Origin of the sequence: Halothiobacillus diazotrophicus, assembly GCF_001663815.1 — a bacterium.
In the GTDB taxonomy this organism is placed as follows: Bacteria; Pseudomonadota; Gammaproteobacteria; order Halothiobacillales; family Halothiobacillaceae; genus Halothiobacillus; species Halothiobacillus diazotrophicus.
This window is the reverse complement of sequence record NZ_CP016027.1, coordinates 717234-737284: the sequence shown is the minus strand read 5'-3', so window position 1 is coordinate 737284 and position 20051 is coordinate 717234. Positions and strand designations below refer to the sequence as shown.

16 protein-coding genes and 1 pseudogene are annotated in these 20051 nt (G+C 60.3%); 7 read left to right on the top strand and 10 right to left on the bottom strand.

The genetic code is table 11. The features are described from left to right. Positions 1 to 5 precede the first annotated feature (5 nt). From rsgA to A9404_RS03340, 3 genes and pseudogenes are all read right to left on the bottom strand, one after another. On the bottom strand, positions 6 to 971 hold the full coding sequence (gene rsgA / locus A9404_RS03350) for a ribosome small subunit-dependent GTPase A (RefSeq protein ID WP_066098658.1): 966 nt from the start codon (positions 969 to 971) through the stop codon (positions 6 to 8). A gap of 12 nt (positions 972 to 983) precedes the next feature. Next, a complete protein-coding gene (gene mgtE / locus A9404_RS03345) occupies positions 984 to 2429 on the bottom strand; it encodes a magnesium transporter (RefSeq protein WP_066098656.1) in 1446 nt (481 codons plus the stop codon). Between the two features lie 84 nt (positions 2430 to 2513). Further along, positions 2514 to 2780 (bottom strand): annotated as a pseudogene (locus tag A9404_RS03340) (4a-hydroxytetrahydrobiopterin dehydratase); the annotation flags it as partial. A gap of 97 nt (positions 2781 to 2877) precedes the next feature. On the opposite strand from A9404_RS03340, the gene orn reads away from it, so the two are divergent. After that, positions 2878 to 3429: an oligoribonuclease gene (orn, locus tag A9404_RS03335; protein WP_066098652.1), complete on the top strand. Its 552-nt coding sequence runs from the start codon at positions 2878 to 2880 to the stop codon at positions 3427 to 3429. Positions 3430 to 3477: 48 nt separating this feature from the next. Here the strand turns inward: orn and A9404_RS03330 are convergent, their stop codons facing one another. Then, a complete protein-coding gene (locus tag A9404_RS03330) occupies positions 3478 to 4326 on the bottom strand; it encodes a sulfurtransferase (protein WP_066098650.1) in 849 nt (282 codons plus the stop codon). Positions 4327 to 4550: 224 nt separating this feature from the next. On the opposite strand from A9404_RS03330, the gene dapB reads away from it, so the two are divergent. The 6 genes from dapB (at position 4551) to A9404_RS03300 (ending at position 12055) form a co-directional block, all read left to right on the top strand. Continuing rightward, on the top strand, positions 4551 to 5357 hold the full coding sequence (gene dapB / locus A9404_RS03325; protein WP_066098648.1) for a 4-hydroxy-tetrahydrodipicolinate reductase: 807 nt from the start codon (positions 4551 to 4553) through the stop codon (positions 5355 to 5357). 186 nt (positions 5358 to 5543) lie between these two features. Next, the gene (carA, locus tag A9404_RS03320; protein WP_066098647.1) at positions 5544 to 6677 is read left to right on the top strand and encodes a glutamine-hydrolyzing carbamoyl-phosphate synthase small subunit; all 1134 of its coding nucleotides are present in this window, start codon (positions 5544 to 5546) and stop codon (positions 6675 to 6677) included. Positions 6678 to 6736: 59 nt separating this feature from the next. Continuing rightward, positions 6737 to 9970 carry a carbamoyl-phosphate synthase large subunit gene (gene carB, locus A9404_RS03315; protein ID WP_066098645.1) on the top strand — a complete coding sequence of 1078 codons (3234 nt, stop codon included), beginning with the start codon at positions 6737 to 6739 and terminating at the stop codon, positions 9968 to 9970. Then, positions 9967 to 10446, top strand: a complete 480-nt coding sequence (greA, locus tag A9404_RS03310) for a transcription elongation factor GreA (RefSeq protein ID WP_066102709.1) — start codon at positions 9967 to 9969, stop codon at positions 10444 to 10446. Before carB ends, greA begins: the two co-directional genes overlap by 4 nt. 35 nt (positions 10447 to 10481) lie before the next feature. Then, a complete protein-coding gene (gene serS / locus A9404_RS03305) occupies positions 10482 to 11780 on the top strand; it encodes a serine--tRNA ligase (RefSeq protein WP_066098644.1) in 1299 nt (432 codons plus the stop codon). Further along, on the top strand, positions 11777 to 12055 hold the full coding sequence (locus A9404_RS03300; protein WP_066098642.1) for an acyl carrier protein: 279 nt from the start codon (positions 11777 to 11779) through the stop codon (positions 12053 to 12055). Before serS ends, A9404_RS03300 begins: the two co-directional genes overlap by 4 nt. An 85-nt stretch (positions 12056 to 12140) precedes the next feature. Here A9404_RS03300 and A9404_RS03295 read toward each other — a convergent pair whose 3' ends face one another. From A9404_RS03295 to aceE, 6 genes are all read right to left on the bottom strand, one after another. After that, a complete protein-coding gene (locus A9404_RS03295) occupies positions 12141 to 12386 on the bottom strand; it encodes a YfhL family 4Fe-4S dicluster ferredoxin (protein WP_066098640.1) in 246 nt (81 codons plus the stop codon). Between the two features lie 244 nt (positions 12387 to 12630). Beyond that, on the bottom strand, positions 12631 to 13110 hold the full coding sequence (gene coaD / locus A9404_RS03290) for a pantetheine-phosphate adenylyltransferase (RefSeq protein ID WP_066098639.1): 480 nt from the start codon (positions 13108 to 13110) through the stop codon (positions 12631 to 12633). Next, positions 13110 to 13901: a sulfite exporter TauE/SafE family protein gene (locus tag A9404_RS03285; protein ID WP_066098637.1), complete on the bottom strand. Its 792-nt coding sequence runs from the start codon at positions 13899 to 13901 to the stop codon at positions 13110 to 13112. Before A9404_RS03285 ends, coaD begins: the two co-directional genes overlap by 1 nt. Before the next feature lie 156 nt (positions 13902 to 14057). Then, the gene (gene lpdA / locus A9404_RS03280; protein ID WP_066098635.1) at positions 14058 to 15821 is read right to left on the bottom strand and encodes a dihydrolipoyl dehydrogenase; all 1764 of its coding nucleotides are present in this window, start codon (positions 15819 to 15821) and stop codon (positions 14058 to 14060) included. A 15-nt stretch (positions 15822 to 15836) separates the two neighbouring features. After that, positions 15837 to 17186, bottom strand: coding sequence for a dihydrolipoyllysine-residue acetyltransferase (gene aceF, locus A9404_RS03275; RefSeq protein ID WP_082922702.1), 1350 nt, complete (start codon positions 17184 to 17186; stop codon positions 15837 to 15839). Between the two features lie 60 nt (positions 17187 to 17246). Then, complete coding sequence (gene aceE, locus A9404_RS03270) at positions 17247 to 19904, bottom strand: pyruvate dehydrogenase (acetyl-transferring), homodimeric type (protein WP_066098632.1); 2658 nt, start codon at positions 19902 to 19904, stop codon at positions 17247 to 17249. Positions 19905 to 20051 lie beyond the last annotated feature (147 nt).

Genomic DNA, 20051 nt, shown 5'->3' with positions numbered 1-20051 from the left:
GCGGTTCAGCGGACACGCTCGCGCTTGAGACTTTGGTAGTTCTCGAAGCGTCGGGCATCGAGTTGCTGTTCGGCGACGGCCGAGCGGACGGCGCAATCCGGTTCCTGGTCGTGGGTACAGTTGTGAAAACGGCAACCGGCGGCCAGTTCCACGATATCCGGAAAGGCCCGGTCGATGGCTTGCGGGTTCTGTGCCGCAACGGCGAAATCCCGTACGCCCGGCGCGTCGATCAGGCCGCCAGGTAGATCGTCGAGTCGGTAGAGCGTGCTGTTGCGCGTGGTGTGCTGTCCTTCCTGGCTGTGTTCCGACAGTGCCTGGATGGCGGCCTTCGAGGCCTGGGCGGTGATGCATCGGGCGAGGGAGGTCTTCCCGACGCCGGAGAGTCCGATCATCATCGAGACATTGTCGGCGAGTGCCGCCTTCAGCTCGGGGATTCCGACGCCGGTTTTCGTACTGACCGGCAATATTTCGATGCCCTGCTGCCGCCAGATGTCCAGTGCTTCAGTCATTTCCTGCCGGATGGCCGGGTCGGTCTCGTCGAGCAGGTCGATCTTGTTCAACAGAATCAGTGGCGTGGCCGGCAGATCGAGTGTGGCGACGATCGTGCGCTCGATGATGCTCGGATTCATCCAGGGTTTGGACGAGACGACAATCAGCACCTGATCGATGTTCGCGGCCATCAGCCGGGGTTTGCCATGGGTATCCGGGCGAATCAGCGTATTGCTTCGTGGGTGGAGCTGTTCGATGACGATCCGCTCGTCCTCGCCGGTGTGCCAGCCCACCCGATCCCCCGTGGTCAGTGCGCCGAGAGTGCGGCGGGCCTTGCCGCGCCGGAGCACACCATCGCGCGTTTCGATAATCAGTTCGGTGCCGTGATGCGTGACGACGGTGCCGGGTTCCAGCTCGCGCGACGAGGTAGCCTGGCGTGTCGCGATATGGTGTTTTTGACGATCGGTCAGTCTGGATTTCATCGAAACCGGCAATTAGCGCAAAAGGAAGAGGGTTGCGAGCCCCAGGAAGATGAAGAAGCCGCCGGAGTCGGTGATGGCGGTGATCAGCACGGAGCTGCCCAGCGCCGGATCCCGACCCAGTTTCATCCGTACGACCGGTATGGTGACGCCAAATAGGGCGGCCGTCAGGAAGTTGAGGGTTACGGCCGCCATCATCACGGCGGACAGGGCGAGTCCCTGGTAGAGGAGAAAGGTGATCAGTCCCAGGATGAAGCCCCAGACGAGGCCATTGATCAGGGCAATGCGCATCTCCTTGCTGTAAAGCAGGCGGATGTCGTCGTTGCCCAGTTGGCGGAACGCCAGTTCGCGGACGATCATGGTGATGGTCTGGTTGCCGACATTGCCCCCCATGCCGGCCACGATGGGCATCAGCGCAGCCAGTGCAACGAGCTGTTCGATCGCGCCGCTGAACAGGCCGATGACGCGGGAAGCGATTAGAGCGGTGACGAGATTGACGGCGAGCCAGGGTGCCCGGTTGCGTACGCTCTTGAGAATCGGGGCGAAAATGTCCTCTTCCTCTCGAAGACCGACCTGGGCGAGTCGTTCTTCGTCGCTGGCCTCGCGGATGAAGTCGACCACGGCATCCACGGTGACCCGGCCAATCAGTCGGTTGTTCTCGTCGGTGACTGGCGCACTGATGAGGTCGTAGCGTTCGAAGGCATCTGCCGTGTTGCGGGCCTTGTCCTCCGGGTGGAATCGAACCACGTCGCGGGCCATCACTTGGCTGACCTCTGCATCGGGATCGCTCAGCAGCAGGGTCTTGAGATGGAGGACGCCTTCGAATTGACCATAGCGGTCGACGACGAAGAGCTTGTCCGTATGATCCGGCAGGTTGTCCATCCGGCGGAGATAGCGCAGGACAACGTCGATGTTTACGTCCGCCCGGACCGTGACAAGGTCGAAGTCCATCAGGGCGCCCACCGTGTCCTCGCCGTAGGATAGTGCAAATTTCAGCTTTTCCCGGTCGGCCAGGGGCAGGGCGGTGAATACCTCCTGCATGATCTGTTCGGGCAAATCGGGCGCCAGGTCGGCCAGTTCGTCCGCATCGAGATTATTGGCGACCTGGACCAGCTCGTCCCGGTCCATCGCAGCGAGCAGGCTTTCCCGGACGGCATCGGAAACTTCAAGCAGGACTTCGCCGTCGATGTCCGAATGCACGAGTTCCCATATCGCCATCCGCTCCTCGTGTGGCAGCGCTTCGAGAATCACGGCGATGTCGGCGGGATGGAGTTTTTCCAGCTTTTTCGAGAGGCGGGTCAGATTCTGCTTGTGGACGATCTTCTCGACCAGGGCATGATTGTTCTCCTGGGCGCGATCGACCAGGCCTTCCACCAGACGATTGCGGGCCATCACGTCGCGAATGTCGCGAATGAGGGCGGCGATCTCCGTTTGGTGTTCCTGATCGATGACTTCGGTCATGCAGTGCTTCCTGACAGGGTTTTTCCGAGGGTTTACGGACCTGGCTCCGTGCTTGTCCCGTTGCGAATGGGGCGGGCTGGGGCGTCAGTGTGCCAGCAAACGGTCTATCTCGAATGCCAAGCGATGGTCTTTTTCCGTCAGACGGCCCGCATCATGGGTCGTGATGCGGATATCCAGTCGATTATACCCAAGGGTCATCGTCGGGTGGTGCTGGTGTTGTTCGGCGAGGTAGGCAATGGCATTGACCAGGAGCACGGCGCTCTTGTAGTCCCCGGTTTGAATCGTGGTGGCGAGATGCGCATTTTCGATGTGCCATCGTGCGTGAAGCGGGGTGTGTGTTTCCATGATCGATCTCCTCGCGAGCGGATGGTTTCGGGTTCGATGACCGCAGTTTTCATGTTAGTCTGCTGAGCGAATTGTAAGCCACCGAACCCTCAGAAGAGCGCGCATGAACACTGTTGAACCCACGGAAAATCTCGTCTGGATCGATCTCGAGATGACGGGGCTGGACCCGATGACCGATACGATCATCGAAATGGCCACCCTCGTGACCGACAAGCATCTCAATATCCTGGCCGAAGGGCCGGTCATTGCGATTCATCATCCGAAAAGCGTCATGGATGGCATGGACGAGTGGAATCAGCGGACTCATGGCGAAAGCGGCTTGATCGCGCGGGTATTGGCAAGTCAGGTGAGCATGCGTCAGGCCGAATTGCAGACTCTGGAATTCCTGCAATCCTGGGCGGTTCCGGGCAAGTCGCCCATGTGCGGCAACAGCATCTGTCAGGACCGCCGGTTCATGGTGCGTCTCATGCCGCAGCTGGAACAGTTTTTCCACTACCGCAATCTGGACGTGTCGACAGTGAAGGAATTGGCCCGCCGGTGGCATCCCGAGCTGCTCCAGGGGCTCAAGAAGAACGCGACCCATCAGGCACTGGATGATATTCGCGGCTCCATCGGCGAGCTGGTCTATTACCGGGAGCATTTTTTCCGGAGTTGATGCGGGCGTACACCTCATTCGCCCACGCAACAGCCCAAGTTGGGTTTCTCAGGATTCCGATTCCGGCGTCGATTCCGCCAAGGCGCAGGTAATCGGCATATCGTCTCGATTCCCCCAGTCCGACCAGGCGCCCGGGTAGCCGCGCACATCGTCGAATCCCAGGTGCTTGAGCACGCAGAACAGCAGACTGGAGCGACGGTGACTCTGGCAGTACACGGCAATCGGTCTGCCCGCATCGGTCTGCCGGATACCCAGTTGATGCATGTGTGCCCGTATCTCTTCGATCGGGCGCAAATAACCGGGGCGTGCCGGATCCATGCACCAGTTCCAGTCAAAGTGTATGGCGCCGGGAATGTGCCCGGCGTGCTTGGAACGCCGATCGCTGCCGGCGTATTCGGCTTCGCTGCGTGCATCCACGATCAGCCAGCGGTCCAGTTGCCCGGCGATGGTTTCCGCATCGGCATGATGGCTTCCCAAGTCGTATCGGAGCGGTTCGGTCGCCTCGGGCTGAGGTGCAGGGATCTGATCCTGTAGTTCTGTCACCGAGGTCCGTCCGCCATCCACCAGTAATACTTCCCGGATCCCGCACAGCGCCAGGGTCCAGGCCAGACGGCTGGCCGCCAGACCGTTCTGGGCATCGAATAGCACGACCGGACGATCCGCCGCGATCCCGGTATGAGCAAGCGCGGCGTTCAGATCGCTGATTTCGGGTAGCAGCCCGGCTCGATCGCCCCGGTTCAGAACGATCCGTTCGAAATCCACCCGGTGAGCGCAGGGCAGCGTTGCCTCCTGCGCGTTTCCGGCCACGTCAATCAGGAGAATCGGTCGCGCGTCATCGCCGGTTTCCTTCAGACGCGCTGCCAACTGGTCTCGATCGATGAATTGAATCTTGGACATGAATAAGAACCGAGAGGGAAGTGGGCTGGATCTCAAAGATAAATGATCGAGATCGCATTTTCATCCCGGGTCAGATGTCGAGAGCAGATATCGAGGTCAGGTGTCGATCGCGTGCGGCCAATCGCGAAATTGGCACGCGTCGGGGTGCCCGTGGTTCGCACAGCAGGCCATCGATTCACGGTATGATGCCTAACCTGTTAGTCAGTTATTGAGGGGTATTGCGGATGTCATGCAGAGTCGGGGTGGCCGGGGTCAATGGGCGAATGGGGCGCGTTCTGGTCGAGGCGACGGTCCAGCATGCCGAATGTACGCTGGGCGCTGCGCTTGTTCGCCCGGGCAGTGCCGCCCTCGGCCAGGATGCGGGCCTCATTGCCGGGATCGGCACCTTGCACTGCCCGGTGCGTGACGATCTTTCGTCCGCCTGTGCGGACTTCGATGTGCTGATCGATTTCACCTCGATCGAGGCCACCCTGAACAACCTGGCCGTGTGTCGGGAGGCTGGTCGGGCCATGGTGATCGGCACGACGGGGTTTTCTCCCGAGCAGAAGGCCCTTCTGCAGGACGCCGCGCGAGATGTCCCCATCGTGTTCGCACCGAACATGAGTATCGGCGTCAACGTGCTCCAGCGCGTACTGGCCCAAACGGCGGCCCTGCTGGGCGAGGGATACGATGTGGAGATCATCGAGGCGCACCATCGCCACAAGGTGGATGCGCCGTCCGGTACGGCCCTGCGTCTGGGTGAAGTCGTCGCGAAGGCGTATGGTCGCGATTTGTCCGAGGTGGCAATCTATGGCCGTGAAGGGCATACCGGCGCACGGGATGCGCAGACGATCGGTTTCTCGACCATCCGGGGTGGCGATGTGGTGGGTGACCATACGGTACTCTTTGCAGGTATCGGCGAACGCATTGAACTGACCCACAAGGCATCGAGCCGCATGACGTTCGCCCAGGGTGCGGTGCGCGCCGCCCGGTGGCTGATGGATCAGCGACCCGGCATGTATGACATGACCGATGTCCTGGGATTGAAGTGAGGGCGGCCGCAAGACCGGGCGCGCATGGACAGAAATGGCGTTAATCGGGCATAATTCCCGCCCATATCCTGCTTCGAACCAGGCAGCGCTGCGGCGCCGCGCTTTGGGTCTGCACAATTATAAATATCAAAATGAACGGGTTGCCGCGGTAACGCGTTCGTCTATCGGTTAGACGGGAGATTTTTCTTGAAACACACTGCGCTACTGGCTCTGGCAGATGGCAGCCTGTTTTATGGCACGTCCATTGGCGCCTCGGGATCAACCGTGGGTGAGGTGGTGTTCAATACCGCGTTGACCGGTTATCAAGAAATCCTGACCGATCCTTCCTATCGCCGCCAGATCGTGACCCTGACCTACCCGCACATCGGGAACGTCGGCGTGAACCACGACGATGCCGAGTCGCTGTCGGTGCATACCGCAGGCCTGGTGATTCGTGATTCTTCGGCGGCCGTCAGCAACTGGCGTGCTCGTGAATCGCTGCCGGACTACTGCAAGCGCCATGGGTTGATCGCCATCGCCGACATCGATACCCGTGCCCTGACGCGCGTATTGCGCGACAAGGGCGCACAGAATGGCTGCATTCAGGTGGGCGACAACCTCGATCCTGAATGGGCCCTGGCCGAGGCGCGCGGTTTTGCCGGATTGAACGGGATGGATCTCGTTCCGGAAGTCACGACGCCCGAAACGGTCGTGTGGGAACAGGGTACCTGGTTCCTCGATCCGGAAAATCCCCCGAGCCGCCCGCCCTTGACGCGCGAAATCGTGGCCTGGGATTTTGGCATCAAGCACAACATTCTCCGTATGCTCGTGGACCGGGGTTGCCGCGTGACCCTGGTGCCGGCGGCCACGCCTGCCGTAGAGGTTCTGGCCATGAACCCGGACGGAATTCTCCTGGGCAATGGCCCGGGGGATCCTGCGGCCTGTCACTATGCCATCGAGGCCATTACCGAAGTGCTGAAGCATCAGGTGCCGATCTTCGGTGTCTGCCTGGGGCATCAGTTGCTCGCCCTGGCCAGCGGCGCGAAAACACTCAAGATGAAGTTCGGCCATCATGGGGCGAACCACCCGGTGCAGGACATCGAGTCCGGCAAGGTGTTCATCTCCAGCCAGAACCATGGTTTCGCGGTGGATGAAACGAGTCTGCCCGCCAATCTCAAGGCCACCCATCGCTCGCTGTTTGATGGTAGCCTTCAGGGCATTCGTCGAACCGATTGTCCGGCGTTCAGCTTTCAGGGGCACCCGGAGGCAAGCCCCGGTCCGCATGACCTCGGGCTGCTCTTCGATCAGTTCGTCGAACAGATCGACGCGCACAAGCGCTGATACCGCCCCATCCGGATCCGTCCGAACGATGCCCCTGACCGCAAATTTGTGAATTACCCATGCCAAAACGTACCGACCTAAAAAGCATTCTCATCATCGGCGCCGGCCCCATCGTCATCGGCCAGGCCTGTGAGTTCGACTATTCGGGTGCCCAGGCCTGCAAGGCGTTGCGCGAAGAGGGTTACCGGGTCATCCTGATCAACTCCAATCCTGCGACGATCATGACAGATCCGGACATGGCCGACGCGACCTACGTGGAGCCGATCAACTGGGAAGCCGTTGCGGCAATCATCGAAAAGGAACGCCCCGACGCACTCCTGCCGACGATGGGCGGCCAGACGGCATTGAACTGCGCGCTGGATCTCGCACGTCACGGCGTCCTGGAAAAATTCGGCTGTGAGCTGATCGGTGCGAGCGAAGATGCCATTGATATGGCCGAGGACCGTGAGCGGTTCCGGGAGGCGATGACCGAGATCGGACTCTCCACGCCCAAGTCCTTTATCGTCCATACGCTGGAAGAAGCCTTTGCCGAGCAGCCCAAGCTTGGTTACCCCGTGATCATCCGTCCCTCCTTCACCATGGGCGGCTCGGGTGGCGGCATTGCCTACAACCGCGAGGAGTTCGAGGAGATTACGCGCCGCGGTCTGGACCTGTCGCCGACGAGCGAGCTTCTCATCGAGCAGTCCGTCCTTGGTTGGAAAGAATATGAGATGGAAGTCGTGCGCGATCGCAACGACAATTGCATCATCATCTGCTCCATCGAGAACTTCGATCCGATGGGCGTGCATACCGGCGATTCGATCACCGTGGCGCCCGCCCAGACCCTGACGGACAAGGAATATCAGATCATGCGGAACGCCTCGCTGGCGGTACTGCGTAAGATCGGTGTGGAAACGGGCGGTTCGAACGTTCAGTTCGCGGTGAACCCGGTCAATGGTCAGATGATCGTGATCGAGATGAACCCGCGGGTGTCCCGTTCCTCGGCACTGGCCTCCAAGGCGACCGGTTTCCCGATCGCCAAGGTCGCGGCCAAGCTGGCCGTGGGTTACACCCTGGATGAGCTGCGCAACGAGATTACGCAGGGCGCGACGCCGGCATCCTTCGAGCCGACGATCGACTACGTGGTCACCAAGGTGCCGCGCTTTACCTTCGAGAAATTCCCGCAGGCCGATAGCCGCCTGACGACCCAGATGAAGTCGGTGGGCGAGGTCATGGCGATCGGCCGTACCTTCCAGGAATCGCTGCAAAAGGCGCTGCGGGGTCTGGAAATCGGCATGGATGGCTTCGATGAGGTGCTGGATCGCGATCTCGATGCCGAGGATGCCGAGGACGAAATCATTCGCCAGTTGCGCGAACCGCGGCACGACCGGCTCTGGTATGTCGCCGAGGCCTTCCGAAACGGCTTCAGTCTGAACGATGTATTCGAGCACTCGATGATCGACCCGTGGTTCCTGACGCAGATCGAGCAGATCATCCAGCGCGAGCAGGCGCTTCGTGGCCGCTCGCTGAGCCAGATCGACCGCGACGAGATGCTGTCCATCAAGCGCATGGGCTTCTCCGATCGGCGGTTGGCCCGTTTGCTCGATGAGACCGAGAGCACCGTTCGCGCGCATCGTTATGCGCTGGGTGTACGCCCCGTGTTCAAGCGCGTCGATACCTGTGCGGCCGAATTCCCGACGGATACCGCATACCTGTATTCGACCTACGAGCAATATTGCGAGGCGGAACCGAGCAGTCGCGACAAGATCATGATTCTGGGCGGCGGTCCGAACCGGATCGGCCAGGGGATCGAATTCGACTATTGCTGCGTGCATGCGGCACTGGCTCTGCGCGAAGACGGTTACGAGACCATCATGGTCAACTGCAACCCGGAAACCGTGTCCACGGATTACGATATTTCCGATCGTCTGTATTTCGAGTCGCTGACCCTCGAGGACGTGCTCGAAATCATCGAGGTCGAGAAACCCAAGGGCGTGATCGTCCAGTTCGGCGGCCAGACGCCGCTGAAACTGGCGCGCGATCTGGAAAAGGCCGGCGCTCCGATCATCGGTACCACCCCCGATGCCATCGACCGGGCGGAAGATCGGGAACGGTTCCAGGCCATGATTCAGGAATTGGGTCTCAAGCAACCGCCGAACCGGACGGCACGCTCCGCCGAGGAGGCCATGCATCTGGCCGCTCAGATCGGATATCCGCTCGTCGTGCGTCCGTCCTACGTTCTGGGTGGCCGCGCGATGGAGATCGTGCATAACGAAGAGTCCCTGAAACGCTACATGCGCGATGCCGTCAAGGTTTCCAACGATTCCCCGGTCCTGCTGGATCGCTTCCTGGACGATGCGGCGGAGATGGACATCGATGCCGTCTGCGACGGGGAAACCGTCGTGATCGGCGGTCTGATGGAACATATTGAAATGGCAGGTATCCATTCCGGCGACTCTGCCTGCTCATTGCCGCCCTACACGGTGGCTGCCCCCGTTCTCGAACGGGTACGCGAACAAGTGACCGCCATGGCCAAGGCGCTGAATGTTGTCGGTCTGATGAATACCCAGGTCGCCATCCAGGGGGACGATATCTACATTATCGAGGTCAACCCGCGTGCATCCCGTACGGTGCCGTTCGTCTCGAAGGCTGTGGGCATGGCCCTGGCAAAGATTGCGGCTCGGGCCATGGCGGGTAGCACGTTGAGTCAGCAGGGGGTTACCCGCGAGTGCGTACCGCCGTTCTATGCGGTCAAGGAAGCGGTTTTTCCGTTCATCAAGTTTGCCGGCGTGGATCCGTTGCTGGGACCGGAAATGAAGTCCACCGGCGAGGTGATGGGCATCGGTCGCGAGTTCGGCGAAGCCTTTGCCAAGGCGCAGGCCGGCGCCGGCAACTCGTTGCCGACGGAAGGTCTGGCCTTCGTCTCCGTCCGCAAGCATGATTATGCGGCAGCCACCGAAGTGGCCCGTGCGTTGACCAAGCAAGGCTTCACGCTCTGCGCGACGCGGGGCACCGCGCGCCATTTGTCGGAAGCGGGCCTGACCGTCGATGTGGTGAACAAGGTCACGGAGGGTCGCCCCAATATCGTCGACATGATCAAGAACAAGGAAATTGCCCTGATCATCAATACGACGACCAGCAGCAATCAGTCTCGCCATGACTCCTTCCAGATCCGTCGCGAGGCCCTGCATCAGCGCGTGCCGTACTTCACGACGATTGCGGGTGCGGAGGCGATGGTTCTGGCCCTGGCTTATCTGAAGCAATCCATTACCGTCAACCGACTGCAGGATCTCCATAAGGAGTGTGTTTCATAATGCAAACCCCGATGACTGCCGCTGGTGCGGCCAAACTCGAAGCCGAACTCAAGCATCTGCGTAGCGTGGAACGGCCCCGGATTATCCAGGCCATTGCCGAGGCGCGCGAGCTTGGGGATCTGAAGGAAAACGCCGAATATCATGCTGCTCGTGAGGAGCAGGGGTTCGTCGAGGGGCGGATCAAGGAAATCGAGTCGAAGCTGTCCCATGCGAACATCATCGACGTCAGCCGGATGCCGCCCGGCGACAAGGTGATCTTCGGCGCCACCGTCCAGGTGCTGGACGTCGATAGTGACGAGGAAATCACCTACAAGATCGTTGGCGACGACGAGGCCGATATCAAGTCCAACATGATTTCCGTGCATTCCCCCATCGCGCGTGCGCTGGTTGGCAAGTCCGTAGGGGATGAAGTCGTCGTGACCACGCCTGGCGGCAAACGCAATTTCGAGATCATGCAAGTCGATTATATTGCTTGATTCGCTGAGCAAATTACCTAAGGTTTTTCCCCCAAATGCTTGATCCCAAAATATTACGCGCTGATCCGGTTGCCATTGCCGATCAACTTCGGCGTCGTGGTTTCGACTTTGACGTGGCCGCGTTCAATGCGCTGGAATCCGAGCGCAAGGCGGTACAGGTCGAGACGGAGCAACTCCAGGCCGAGCGTAACGCGCGTTCGAAGATGATCGGCAAGATGAAGGCATCCGGCGAGGATACGACCGAGTTGATGGCCCAGATCGGGGATTTGGGCAGCCGCCTGGATGCGGGAAAGCAGCGCCTGGCTGAAATCCAGGTCGAGTTGGAACGTTTGCTGGCACAGATGCCGAACGTTCCGGCGGCGGATGTCCCCGATGGGGCGGATGAGTCGGGCAACGTCGAAGTCCGTCGTTGGGGTGAGCCCACACGCTTCGATTTCCCGGTTCGAGACCATGTGGCACTGGGCGCCGAACTGGGCATGAGTTTTGAAAAAGCGGTGAAAATTACCGGCGCGCGGTTCGTCAGCCTTGCCGGCCAAATGGCTCGGCTTCATCGCGCCCTTGCCCAGTTCATGCTCGATCTTCATACGCAGCAGCACGGGTATACCGAGGTCTACGTTCCCTATATCGTCAATGGGGATAGTCTGTACGGTACCGGTCAGCTGCCCAAGTTTGCCGAGGATCTGTTTGCCCTGAAAGGGGATGCCAACTGGTATCTGATCCCGACCGCCGAGGTACCGGTCACCAATCTGGTTCGAGACACCCTGTTGTCCGCGTCCGATTTGCCACAGAAGTTCGTCGCGCACACACCGAGTTTCCGCTCTGAGGCAGGTTCGGCCGGTCGCGATACGCGCGGCATGATCCGTCAACATCAGTTCGACAAGGTAGAACTGGTGCAGATTGTCCATCCGGAGGAATCCGATGCGGTGCTCGAGCAATTGACCGGTCACGCCGAGGCTGTTCTGCAGGCCCTCGGATTGCCTTATCGGGTCATGAGCCTGTGTGCGGGTGACATGGGCTTCTCGGCGGCCAAGACCTACGATCTGGAAGTCTGGTTGCCGGGCCAGGATTGCTACCGTGAAATTTCTTCCTGCTCCAACTTCCGGGATTTCCAGGCACGCCGTCTGCAGGCGCGCGTCCGAGATGCGGAGGGCAAACCGCAGTTGGTTCACACCCTGAATGGGTCTGGTCTGGCTGTGGGCCGAACCCTCGTCGCGGTCCTGGAGAATTACCAACAGCCCGATGGCAGTGTCCTGATTCCGGATGCGTTGCAACCCTACATGGGCGGCGTGCGGGTCATCAGTTGCGCTTCCGGTGATGGTGCGTCTAAGGCATGACGATCCTGGTCCAGGCTGAACTTCTGCACGAAGTTCGGGACACGGTTATTGATACTCTGGGGCTGTCCGACGAAGCAATTGCCGTAGACGCAGATGTGTCCTTGCTCGGCGAGATACCCGAACTCGATTCGATGGGAGTGGTGCTTTTGCTGACGGCGTTGGAATCGCGTTTCGGACTGACGTTGTCCGATGATGACGTTGATGCCGAATGGTTTCGGACCTTGGGCACGTTGACCGAGGCGGTTGCTGCGCGAATTACCCCAGAAGGGGTCTGACATCCGTCTCTGGTCGAAGTGATCGCCTAACGGTTCAGCTTCGACGCTCGCATTTCCTCTTTATCCGGATGACGGATACTGCTGATCAGTCGTTGATCAGATGATATTTCTCCATGAGCTCATCCTTTGTTTCCGGATTTTCCGGGTCCAGGATGATGCAGTCCACCGGACATACTTCCACACATTGCGGCGTATCGTAGTGCCCGACACACTCGGTGCACAGGTTCGGCGCGATTTCATAGATCTCAGCGCCTTGCGAAATGGCGCCATTCGGGCATTCCGGCTCGCAGACGTCGCAGTTGATGCATTCGTCGGTAATCAGTAGAGACATTAAAGTTCCTCCCGGCAGATGGTCGTGGGGCAGGACCGCCATGAAGGCGATCGCCGCGCGGGTATGGGTTGTTTGCGCCGCAGTCCTAACTGTCGTACGGCAATGCGGCTCATCCTGACCATTCCCTGAGCGGCATGTTGCGGCAGGGCCGCCATCATGGACCGTTCGAGGGGCACGTCTTGACCGGGTCAAGGATGATCCACGTTCTGAGCGGTGATTCTACAGAATATAGCGCCGTTTTGCCTCAGTTGGCGTGCACGCGCGCCAATGCCGCCGCAACATGGGGTGGCACAAAACCTTGTACATTGCCCTTCAGGCGTGCCAATTCACGCACAATGCTCGAGGAAATGAAGCCCAACTCTTCCGCAGGCGAGAGGAATACGGTTTCGATGTCCGGGGCCAGGCGTCGATTGACTGCCGCCAGTTGAATTTCGTATTCGAAGTCGGAGACGGCGCGCAAGCCTCGTACGATCGAACTGGCCTGTTCTTCGCGCGCGAAATCGACCAGCAGACCGGAAAAGGGCTTCACTTCTATTTTCGGTAGCTCCAATAACGCGATCCGGGCCATTTCGGTGCGTTCTTCCAGGGTAAAGAGCGGTGACTTCGTCGAGGCTGCGGCAACCGCGACGATGACACGATCGAACAGATGGGTTGCCCGTCGCGCCAGGTCCACGTGTCCCAGGGTGATCGGATCGAAGGTGCCAGGGTAGATAGCGACTCTCATCAGTGCACCAGCATGTTGATGCCCAGAATGGCCAAGACTACCGAAAAAATTCGTTTCAGGGTCTTGGCGGGCAGGCGTTGTGTCAAACCCGCGCCAATAGGGGCGAAGATGAAGCTGGGGATGACGATCCCGATCAGGGCGGGGAGATAGACATAACCGAAAGACCAGTCAGGCAAACCGCTCTGGCCCCAACCGGTCAGCACATAACCCAACGCGCCTGCGGCAGATGTGGGCAGTCCGATTGCGGCACTGGTCGCGATGGCATTCCGTGCAGCTACGTTACACCAGAGAAAGAATGGCGTCGTCAGTGCACCGCCACCCATGCCCATGATGGATGCCGTTGCTCCGACGCCCGTGCCGAAAATATTCAGGGGAATGATGCCGGGAAGATTGCGCTTCGCTGAAGGCTGCCGCCCGACACCCATCTGGATGGCGATCAGTATTTCGATGACGCCGAATACCTTCTTCAGGATTTCGCCCGGTAGCAGGTGCGCAATGGATGAGCCCAGTATCGCCCCGATCACCACACTGCCGACTATTTTGGCAAACAAGGACCACATCACGCCGCCATGCCGATGGTGGGCGAGTACGGATGAGATCGAGGAGAATACAATGGCTGCCAATGAGGTCCCGATGGCAATGTGTACCAGGTGACCGGAGTCTGCCAGGCCAATGATCGGGAATAGGAAGAGGAGGACGGGAACAATGATGAGTCCGCCGCCGATGCCCAACAATCCGGCCAGAAGGCCGGAAAATGCACCCAGCAGGGCGAATAATAGGTAGGCAGTCAAAATACACGCATCCTATGGAATGGGAATGGGCGGTAAGCCTAGCCAATTTTGGCGGGAAACCCCACTCAATCGTTTCTATCTATCAAGATAAAACTCTGATTGCTGGGCTGTTCCCTTGTCATGTACCGGAAACATTCACCCCCTGTGGACGTTCGATCAACCCCGCTTTTTGGGTGGCATCAGGTCGGTGATCGTGCCCTCGGCCATTTCCGCTGCGAAGCCCAGGGTTTCGGACAGGGTGGGGTGCGGATGGATGGTGAGCCCGATATCCGTCATGTCCGCACCCATTTCCATGGCCAAGACAGCTTCCGCGATCAGTTCGCCCGCATTGGGGCCGACGATGCCCACGCCGAGCAGGCGATGCGTTTCCTTGTCGAACAGGGCCTTGGTGATCCCCTCGTCGCGGCCGAGGCTGAGCGACCGACCCGATGCTGCCCAGGGGAAAGCGCCTTTTTCGTAGTCGACACCGGCGGCCTTGAGTTGTTCTTCGGTCTGACCTGCCCAGGCGATTTCGGGGTCAGTGTAGGCCACGCTGGGAATGGTGATGGGTGTGAAGGCGGCATGGTGGCCGCAAATCACTTCCGCAGCCACCTTGCCTTCATGAACCGCCTTGTGCGCCAGCATGGGCTGGCCGACGATGTCGCCGATGGCATGGATGTGCGGGACGTTGGTCTGCATGCGCTGATCCACGGCGATGAAGCCGCGATCGTCCACATTGACCCCGGCTGCCTCAAGGTTGAGCTTCTTGCCGTTGGGCGCTCGGCCGACCGCCACGAGGATCTTGTCGAAGCGATCGGTGGCAGGCGCGTCCTTGCCTTCGAAGTTGACGTCGAGACCGTCGGGTGTCGCCGTGACGGCGGTGACCTTGCTGCCGAGATAAATGTTCTCGTAGCGCTTACGGATGGCCTTGAGCAGCGGGCGGGTCATGTCCTTGTCCGCACCGGGAATGATGGTGTCGGCCAGCTCGACGATGGTGATCTTGGTGCCCAGCGAGGCATAGACCTGTGCCATTTCCAGGCCGATGATCCCACCGCCGATCACCAGCATCCGCGCCGGGATGTCGGCAAGGTCCAGGGCGTCGGTGGAGTCCATAACACGGGGGTCGTCATGGGGAATGAAGGGCAGTTTGACGGGCTGGGAGCCGGCGGCGATCACCGCATTCGTAAAGCCGACCGTGGTTTGGCTGCCGTCGGCTGCGGTCACGGTCAGGAGGTTGGGGCCGGAAAACTGGCCGACGCCCTGAAGGATGGTGACCTTGCGCTGCTTCGCCAGCTGCTTGAGGCCGCCCGTCAACTTGCTGATCACGCCGTTCTTGAAGCCGCGCAGCTTGTCGAGGTCGATTGTCGGTTCGGCGAAGGTTACGCCGTGATCAGCCATCTCGCGGGTCTCGTTGAGAATGCTGGAAACGTGCAGCAGCGCCTTGGAGGGAATGCAGCCCACGTTCAGGCAGACCCCGCCAATCTGCTCGTAGCGTTCTATGAGGATGACCTGCTTGCCCAGATCGGCCGCTCGGAAGGCCGCGGTGTAACCCCCGGGGCCTGCACCGAGCACGAGGACGTCGCAGTGATGGTCGGCCTGCGTTGTTGATGCGGGGGTGGGGGCCTGCGCAGCTTGCGTCGCAGCGGGCGTTTCGATGGGTTTCGGCTCCGTTTCGGTGCTTTGCCTATCCGCAGAAGCGGCCACAGGCTCCAAGGTGGCAATGGGATCGTCCTTGCCGACCTTGTCGCCCACCTTGACCAATACGTCGACGATCTTTCCGGCTTTGGGGGCGGGAATTTCCATCGTCGCCTTGTCCGACTCAAGGGTCAGCAGGGAGGCTTCAGCCTCGATCAGGTCGCCAGGTGCGATCAGGACCTCAATCACCTCGACCTTGTCGAAATTGCCGATATCGGGGAGCTTCAGGGTTTCAGTCGTAGCCATGGAATGCGTGCCTTCTTACAGAATCAGTTCGCGCAGATCGCTCAGAACGCTCGAAAGTGCGGTGATGAAGCGCGCGCCCTGGGCGCCGTCGATCACACGGTGGTCGTACGAGAGTGCCAGCGGCAGCATGAGTCTCGGTTCGAAGGCGTCGCCCTGCCACACCGGTGCCATTTTCGCCCGCGAGACGCCAAGAATGGCGACTTCGGGACCATTCACGATCGGGGTGAATTGCGTTCCACCGATGCCGCCGAGGCTGGAGATGGAGAAACAGCCGCCGGACAGGTCGTCCGGGCTGAGCTTGCCGTCACGCGCGCGCTTGCTGACTTCGGCCAGCTCGGCGGATAGGGCGAACAATCCCTTCTGATCCACATTGCGAATCACGGGTACGACAAGCCCGTTGGGCGTGTCGACGGCAACACCGATATGGATGTATTTCTTGAGAATCAGGTTCTCGCCGGTGGCATCGAGGGAGGCATTGAATTTCGGCTGTTCCGCGAGGACGCGCGCCACGGCCTTCAGAATGAACACGAGCGGCGTGAGTTTGACGCCGGCCTTTTCGGCGCGAGTCTTGAGCGATTGGCGGAAGGCTTCAAGGTCGGTGATGTCGGCTTCGTCGAATTGGGTGACGTGCGGGATGTTCAGCCAGCAGCTGCTCAGGTGCTTGCCCGAACGCTTCTGAATCCGTGAGAGCGGTACGGTCTCGGTTTCGCCGAACTGGCTGAAATCGATGGTGGGCAACGGCGGAATGCCAGCGCCGCCCGTGGTCCCAGGCGAAGCACTGGCAGCGGTCAGGGCCTGCTTGACGAAGGCCTCCACATCGGATTTGAGGATGCGATTCTTAACGCCCGTGCCAACGACCTTGCTCAGGTCTGCGCCGAGCGTCCGGGCAAAGGCCCGGACGGAGGGACTGGCATGGAAGCGGGCACCACTGGTGGGTGCGTTGACCGGATAACTTTCGGACGAGGGTGCTGCCGCAGGTGCTGTAGCCGTTGCCGGCACTGGGGCGGTTGCAGGAGGGACCGGTTGCGGCGCCTCGGACGGGGTCGGCGTCGAAGGGGAAGATTCAGCCGATGGCGATGTTTCTGGTGCGGGGGCCGGATCGGCGGCTTCTTCGGTGGCTTCGATTTCGGCAATGACGTCGCCAATGTTCATCTTGTCGTCGGTCTTGACCATCACGCGTCGAACAATCCCTGCAAAGGGGGAGGGGATTTCCATCGTCGCCTTGTCGGATTCAAGGGTGATGAGGGATTGTTCCTTCTCGATACGGTCGCCAACGGCAACCAGTACTTCGATGACGGGTACATCCTTGTAGTTGCCGATATCCGGCAGGGTGACTGACTTCACGGTCATGCGTGATGGCTCCATAGGCTTGAGTCGTGAGCTCCGCGTGAATAGGACGCGGAGTGCGAATGGTTCGGGTGCAAATCAGCGGGCACGCGGCGTCGCGACGTCGGGGTCGATGCCGTACCGCTGGATGGCATCGGAGACCACCTTGGCATCCAGGGTGCCTTCATCCACCAGCGCCTTGAGCGCGGCAACCACGACGTGCGCGGCATCCACTTCGAAGAAGCGGCGAAGCGCCTCGCGTGTGTCGGACCGACCGAAGCCGTCCGTACCGAGCGTGACATAACGCCGGGGCATATAGGCGCGTACCTGTTCCGTGTACAGATGAATGTAGTCGGTCACCGCAATGATCGGACCCTTGGTCGTAGCCAAAGTCTGGGTGACGTAGGGAATTCGCGCGGCCTGGTCGGGATGCAGGCGGTTCTCCCGTTCGCATTCCTGACCTTCGCGGGCGAGCTCGCTAAAGCTCGTGGCTGACCAGACGTCGGCCGTGACGCCCCAGTCGGCCTCGAGCCATCGGGCCGCCTGCTCGACTTCGCGGAGGATCGTTCCGGAACCCAGAAGCTGAACGCGTGGCTTGTGCTTGGCCTTGGACGTGCGCAGGGGGTACAGGCCCTTGAGAATGCCTTCCTCGACGCCTTCTGGCATCGCGGGGTGCGGGTAGTTCTCGTTCATCGCGGTGATGTAGTAGAACAGATCCTTTTTCTCGGTGAACATTTCCTGCAGGCCAGCCCGAATGATGACGGCCATTTCGTAGCCGTACGTCGGATCGTAGGCCTTGCAGTTTGGCACCGCGCTGAAGAATACGAGGTTGTGGCCGTCCTGGTGCTGCAGGCCTTCGCCTTCCAGTGTGGTTCGTCCCGCGGTGCCGCCGATGATGAATCCGCGGGCGCGCATGTCACCGCCCAGCCAGACGAGATCGCCCACCCGCTGATAGCCGAACATGGAGTAGTAGATGTAGAAGGGGATCATGGCCTCGCCGTAGTTGGCATAGGCCGTGGCCGCCGCCAGCCAGGAGGACATGGAGCCGGCCTCGTTGATGCCTTCCTGCAATACCTGCCCGTTGGTTGCCTGCTTGTACCAAGAGACCTGGTCGGCATCGACAGGCTCGTACAGCTGGCCTGCGGGATCATAGATACCCACCTGGCGGAACAGGCCTTCGAGGCCGAAGGTGCGCGCCTCGTCGGGGATGATCGGGACGACGCGCTTACCCAGCGCCTTGTCGCGCAGGATGATGGCCAGAATCCGGCCGAACAGCATGGTGCTGGACATTTCGCGCTCGCCCGTGCCCTTGAGGATCATGTCGAAGGCTTCGAGGGCCGGCGTGGGCAGGGATTCGGCGCGATCGTGACGCGAGGGCAGGTAGCCGCCGAGCGCTTGGCGGCGTTCGTGCAGATACTTGATGAGTTCGTTGCTGTCGTCCGGCTTGTAGAACGGGACCTCGTTCTCGAGCTGACTGTCGGAAATCGGAAGGCCAAACCGGTCACGGAAGTACTTGAGGCCGTTCACGTCGAGCTTCTTCTGGTTGTGCGCGGTCATGGCGCCTTCGCCGAACGGGCCCATGCCGTAGCCCTTGACGGTCTTTGCGATGATGACGGTAGGCTGACCCTTGTGTTCGGTGGCCGCCTTGTAGGCTGCGTACATCTTGCGCGGGCTGTGACCGCCACGGGTGAGTGAGAAGATTTCGTCATCCGTCATGTTCTTCACGAGTTCCGCCGTTTCCGGGTACTTTCCGAAGAAGTTCTCGCGCACGAAGGCGCCATCCTTCGCCTTGTAGGCCTGGTATTCGCCATCGACCACTTCCATCATGCGCTGCATGAGCTTGCCGGAGGTGTCCTTGGCCAGCAGTTCGTCCCAGCCCGGACCCCAAAGAACCTTGATGACGTTCCAGCCGGCGCCGCGGAAGGTGCCTTCCAGTTCCTGGATGATCTTGCCGTTGCCGCGCACGGGGCCATCGAGACGCTGCAGGTTGGCGTTGACGACGAAGACCAGATTGTCGAGCTTCTCGCGGACGGCTAGACCAATGGCGCCCAGGGACTCGGGTTCGTCCATCTCGCCGTCGCCGAGGAACGCCCAGACCTTGCGGGTGTTGGCCTTGGTCAGACCACGTCCGTCCATGTACTTCATGAAACGCGCCTGATAGATCGCCATCAACGGACCCAGACCCATGGAGACGGTCGGGAACTGCCAGAAATCGGACATCAACCAGGGGTGCGGGTAAGAGGACAGGCCTTTCTTATGCGCTTCCTGACGGAAGTTGATCAGTTGTTCTTCGGAAATGCGCCCCTCAAGGAAGGCGCGAGCATACATGCCGGGTGCGGCGTGGCCCTGGAAGAACACCATGTCCGGGCCTTCCGGATGATCCGGTCCCTTGAAGAAGTGGTTGAAACCGACTTCGTACATGGTGGCGCTGGACTGGTAGGACGCGATGTGCCCGCCGACCGACGTATGTTTGTTCGCACGTGCCACCATGGCCATCGCATTCCAGCGGACGAGCGCGCGCAGGCGCTGTTCGATCTGCCGGTCACCGGGGTAGGGCGGCTCTTTCTCGGTCGGGATGCTGTTGATGTAGGGCGTGGTAGCTGAGTAAGGGGTATCGATACCGTGTTTGCGGGCCGCTTCAATCAAGGAGCCGATCAGATGACGCGCCTTGTCGGTGCCTTCGAAGGCGACGACGGCCTCCAGGGCATCGAGCCATTCGCGGGTTTCTTGCGGATCATGATCTTGAAATTGGGTCACACGGATACTCCTTCGGAAACGAAACACATGCGGCAACGGCGAGGTTTTGCCTGTTGCACACCTCGCCGGATTACTGCCCATGCAGTTCGGCGATTTCTAAAACAAATGGTTAGCCGGGGATGGGGCCGTTAGGCGTCCATCCGACGA